Here is a 3,955-nt window from a genome sequence, read left to right as displayed (position 1 = left end):
CACCGGCACGGTCGGCATCAAGCCGACCTATGGCCGCTGCTCGCGCTTGGGCATTGTCGCCTTCGCGTCCTCGCTCGACCAGGCCGGACCGATCGCGCGCGACGTGCGCGACGCCGCGATCCTGCTGAAGTCGATGGCCTCCGTCGACCCCAGGGACACCACCTCGGTCGATCGTCCGGTGCCGGACTACGAAGCCGCGATCGGCAAGCCGATCAAGGGCATGAAGGTCGGCATTCCCAAGGAATACCGCGTCGACGGCATGCCGCAGGACATCGAGGCTCTCTGGCAAAAGGGCATTGCCTGGCTCAAGGATGCCGGCGCCGAGATCGTCGATATCTCGCTTCCGCACACCAAATACGCGCTGCCGGCCTATTACATCGTGGCGCCCGCCGAGGCCTCGTCGAACCTCGCGCGCTATGACGGCGTCCGCTACGGCCTGCGCGTGCCGGGCAAGGACATCGTCGACATGTATGAGAAGACCCGCGCCGCCGGCTTCGGCCGCGAGGTCAAGCGCCGCATCATGATCGGCACCTATGTGCTGTCGGCCGGTTATTACGACGCCTACTACCTGCAGGCGCAAAAGGTGCGCACTCTGATCAAGCGCGACTTCGAGAACGTGTTTGCCGCCGGCGTCGACGTCATCCTGACGCCGGCGACGCCGTCGGCCGCGTTCGGCATCGCCGACGAGGACATGGCTTCCGATCCGGTCAAGATGTACCTCAACGACATCTTCACGGTGACCGTCAACATGGCCGGCCTGCCGGGCATCAGCGTCCCCGCCGGTCTCGACGCCAAGGGCCTGCCGCTCGGCCTGCAGCTCATCGGCCGTCCCTTCGACGAGGAGACGCTGTTCCAGACGGCGCATGTCATCGAGCAGGCGGCCGGCACATTTCAGCCGGAAAAGTGGTGGTAGGGTCGTCCCTCATCTAGCTCGTGGCTCCGAGAATCGGAATCGATTTTCGGAAAGGATCATGCGCAAGATCAAAGTGTTACAGCGTCCCTTGCGCGTCCAGGGGCGCGCGGCGCTGTAATGGGGTGAGGGATGTTCTTCTATCTTTCCAAGATTTTCTGGTTCTTCATCCAGCCGCTCAACCTGGCGATCTTCCTGCTGCTGGCGGGCCTGCTCGCGGCCGCGTTCGGCCGTCGGCGGCTGGCCGCCCTCGGCAGCGTGCTCGCCTTCCTCATCCTCGCTCTGTCGGCCTGGACCTCGCTCGGCGCCATGATGCTCAACCCGCTGGAGGAGCGCTTTGCCAAACCGTCGCTGCCGCAGAAAGTCGACGGCATCGTCGTGCTCGGCGGCGGCTTCGAGGGCGCCATCAACCTCGCACGCGGCGGCTATGAGTTGAACAGTGGCGGCGACCGCATGGTCGAGACCGCGATCCTTGCCAGGCGGTTCCCGCAGGCCAAGGTGGTGGTATCCGGCGGTACCGGAGAACTGTTCCTGGACGGCGAGGGCGATGCCGACACCGCACCGCGCCTGCTTGGCGCGCTCGGCGTCAGCGCAGATCGGCTGATCCTCGAGAACAAGTCGCGCAACACCTATGAGAACGCCGTCTTCACCAGGCAGATGGTGGCGCCGAAGCCGGGCGAGACCTGGCTGCTGGTGACCTCGGCCTTCCACATGCCGCGCGCCAAGGCGCTGTTCGACAAGGCTGGCTTCCCGACCATCCCATGGCCGGTGGATTACCGCACCTCGGGCAAGGAAGGCATCGGCCTGTTCCGCGACAACCCGGCCGATTCGCTGCAGGTGACGACCATGGCGATCCGCGAATGGATCGGGCTTGCCGCTTACTGGCTGTCCGGCCGCATCGACCGGCCCTTCCCGGGCGGCTGACCGAGGACGGCCTCCCTGGCCGCAGAGAAGAACTGGCGCCGGACCAGCACCGCCAGCAGCAGCAGCGTCGACAGCACGAAAATCACCGGGTCGATGAACCAGCCGAGATAGCCGATCGAGAAGAACACCGCGCGCAGGCCGGAATTGAAATGCTTGCCGGCCAGCATGTTCATGCACGTCGCGCGCCAGACCGCCGTCTCGCTGACGGGATTGCGCGAAGCCTCGCCGTACGGGATCGGCACGGCGCCGATCAGGATCGAGCAGTAGTTGAACAGACGGTAGGCCCAGCCGAACTTGAAGAAGGCGAAGGCCAGGATCAGCACCAGGCCGAAAACCTTCATCTGGAAGGCCTCGCGCGAGGAGGTCGCGCTCAGCGGCAGGTCGCTCAGCACCGTAAGCACCTGGTCGGAGGCGCCGAGCAGCGCGAAACAGCCGCCAAGCGCGATCAGCGAAGAGGATGCGAAGAAGGCGGTGCCTTGCTGCAGACCGGTCATGATGGCGGTGTCGACGATGCGGATCTCGCGCTCGGCCATGATTCGCATCCAGGCCGCGCGCTGTGCGTTCATCGCCGTCGTCAGCGAGACGCGGCTGACCAGCTTGCCGTCGGAGGCCAGCGTATGCAGCACCCAGACGATGAGGAAGAAGGCCAGTGCCGCAAGGTCGGCCGTCGAAAGATGGAAGGAATCGCCCATGTCCCCTTGTACCACAGGCGAGCCGGCCGCTTCGACGGTCGGCTAGGCCGGCAGGGGTTGGGCGGCTTTCGCGCGCAGGGCCTCGACCACCATGTCGGTCCTGGTGACCCATCCGAACGCGTTTTCGAAATTCCACAGCGTTGCCTGGCGGTTGAAGTCGGGGCCCGAATGGTTCATCGCGTCCTCGACCAGGACAGGCCAGAATTCCAGCATGTAGGCGTCGCGCGCGGTCGCATCGACGCAGACATTGGTGGCGACCCCGCTCAACAGCAGATGGCGGATATTGCGAGCCCGCAGATACGCTTCCAGACTGGTGTTGCAAAAGCCGCTGTAGCGGGATTTGCGGATGATCTGGTCGCCTGGCTCCGGCTTCAGCGCATCGACGATCTGCCAGTCCCAGCTGTCGTCGATCAGCAGCTTGCCGCGCAGCTCTGGGCGCTGGCGCATCAGCACCATTCCCAGTTCCTTGTGGTAATTCGGCGAGGAAATGTCGCCGGCGTCGCCGAGATCCGGTCTGTACGACATCTGGAGATAGACCACGGTGAGGCCAGCTTTGCGCGCGGCCGCAAGCAGCCTTTTGTTGGCCTCGATGGCCGGTGCAGCACCCGATATGTCGAAGCCCGCCAGATCGAACATGCCGCCCGCCGAGGCGAAGGCGTTTTGCATGTCCACCACGATGATGGCCGTCTGGGCCGGCACGATGCACACCGGTTCCGGCCTGGCCTCCAATGCAAGCATTGCTTCCTCCCTCGCAACGATACCTAGCGTTTTCGAGAATAGCCTCGCCAGCGCAACCCGACAATCAATGTCGCTGCCGGAGCAAACAAGGTCGGAGGGCGCGGCGCCGCGATCCGCAAAACAGCGGAAACATCCAGAGAATTCCTATATGTATGCCGAGACGGATTCAGGAGACAACGGCGCGTGTTCCTTTCGGTTTTCGACCTGTTCAAGATCGGCATCGGCCCATCGAGTTCGCACACGATGGGGCCGATGACCGCCGCGCGGCGTTTTCTGGACGAGGTAGCCGGAAGCGACTGGCCGCGGCCGGCCGGCGTCAAGGTCGACCGCATCGGCGCCAGCCTGCACGGCTCGCTCGCCTACACCGGCATCGGCCATGGCTCCGACCGCGCCGTCATCCTCGGCCTTGCCGGCGAGACGCCGCAGACGGTCGATCCCGACCTCGCTGACGGCATCGTTGCCAGGATCGCTGCCGAGAAGCGCATCGCGCCGCCGGGTCACCCGACTTACCGCTTCGATCCCGCGACCGATCTCGTGCTCGACCGCAAGACGCCGCTCACCGGCCACGCCAACGGCATGGCGTTCTATGCCTACGACGCCGGCGACCGACTGCTGCTCAAGCGCATCTATTATTCGATCGGCGGCGGCTTCGTCGTTTCCGAGGAAGAGCTGCAGCGGATGAAGGCCGAGG

5 protein-coding genes are annotated in these 3,955 nt (G+C 64.9%); 3 read left to right on the top strand and 2 right to left on the bottom strand.

What is annotated here, in order from left to right; genetic code table 11:
- Together EN745_RS31420 and EN745_RS31415 are read left to right on the top strand one after the other, a co-directional pair.
- The coding region (locus EN745_RS31420; RefSeq protein ID WP_127423039.1) for an amidase family protein at positions 1 to 913 on the top strand (913 nt) is incomplete at its 5' end.
- Between the two features lie 129 nt (positions 914 to 1,042).
- Entirely contained in the window at positions 1,043 to 1,834 is a 792-nt protein-coding gene (locus EN745_RS31415; RefSeq protein WP_127423038.1) for a YdcF family protein, read from the top strand.
- On the opposite strand, the gene EN745_RS31410 is transcribed toward EN745_RS31415, so the two are convergent.
- Together EN745_RS31410 and EN745_RS31405 are read right to left on the bottom strand one after the other, a co-directional pair.
- Positions 1,789 to 2,526 (bottom strand): DUF599 domain-containing protein, encoded by a 738-nt coding sequence (locus tag EN745_RS31410; protein ID WP_127423037.1) that lies wholly within the window; start codon positions 2,524 to 2,526, stop codon positions 1,789 to 1,791. The genes EN745_RS31415 and EN745_RS31410 overlap by 46 nt on opposite strands.
- A 42-nt stretch (positions 2,527 to 2,568) precedes the next feature.
- On the bottom strand, positions 2,569 to 3,264 hold the full coding sequence (locus EN745_RS31405; protein ID WP_127423036.1) for a cysteine hydrolase: 696 nt from the start codon (positions 3,262 to 3,264) through the stop codon (positions 2,569 to 2,571).
- Between the two features lie 183 nt (positions 3,265 to 3,447).
- Between EN745_RS31405 and EN745_RS31400 the strand changes: the two genes are divergently transcribed.
- On the top strand, positions 3,448 to 3,955 hold a 508-nt coding region (locus EN745_RS31400; protein ID WP_281034799.1), incomplete at its 3' end, for a serine dehydratase beta chain.

Source organism: Mesorhizobium sp. M4A.F.Ca.ET.022.05.2.1, assembly GCF_003998845.1.
Lineage (GTDB): Bacteria > Pseudomonadota > Alphaproteobacteria > Rhizobiales > Rhizobiaceae > Mesorhizobium.
This window is presented reverse-complemented; position numbering and strand designations above follow the sequence as displayed.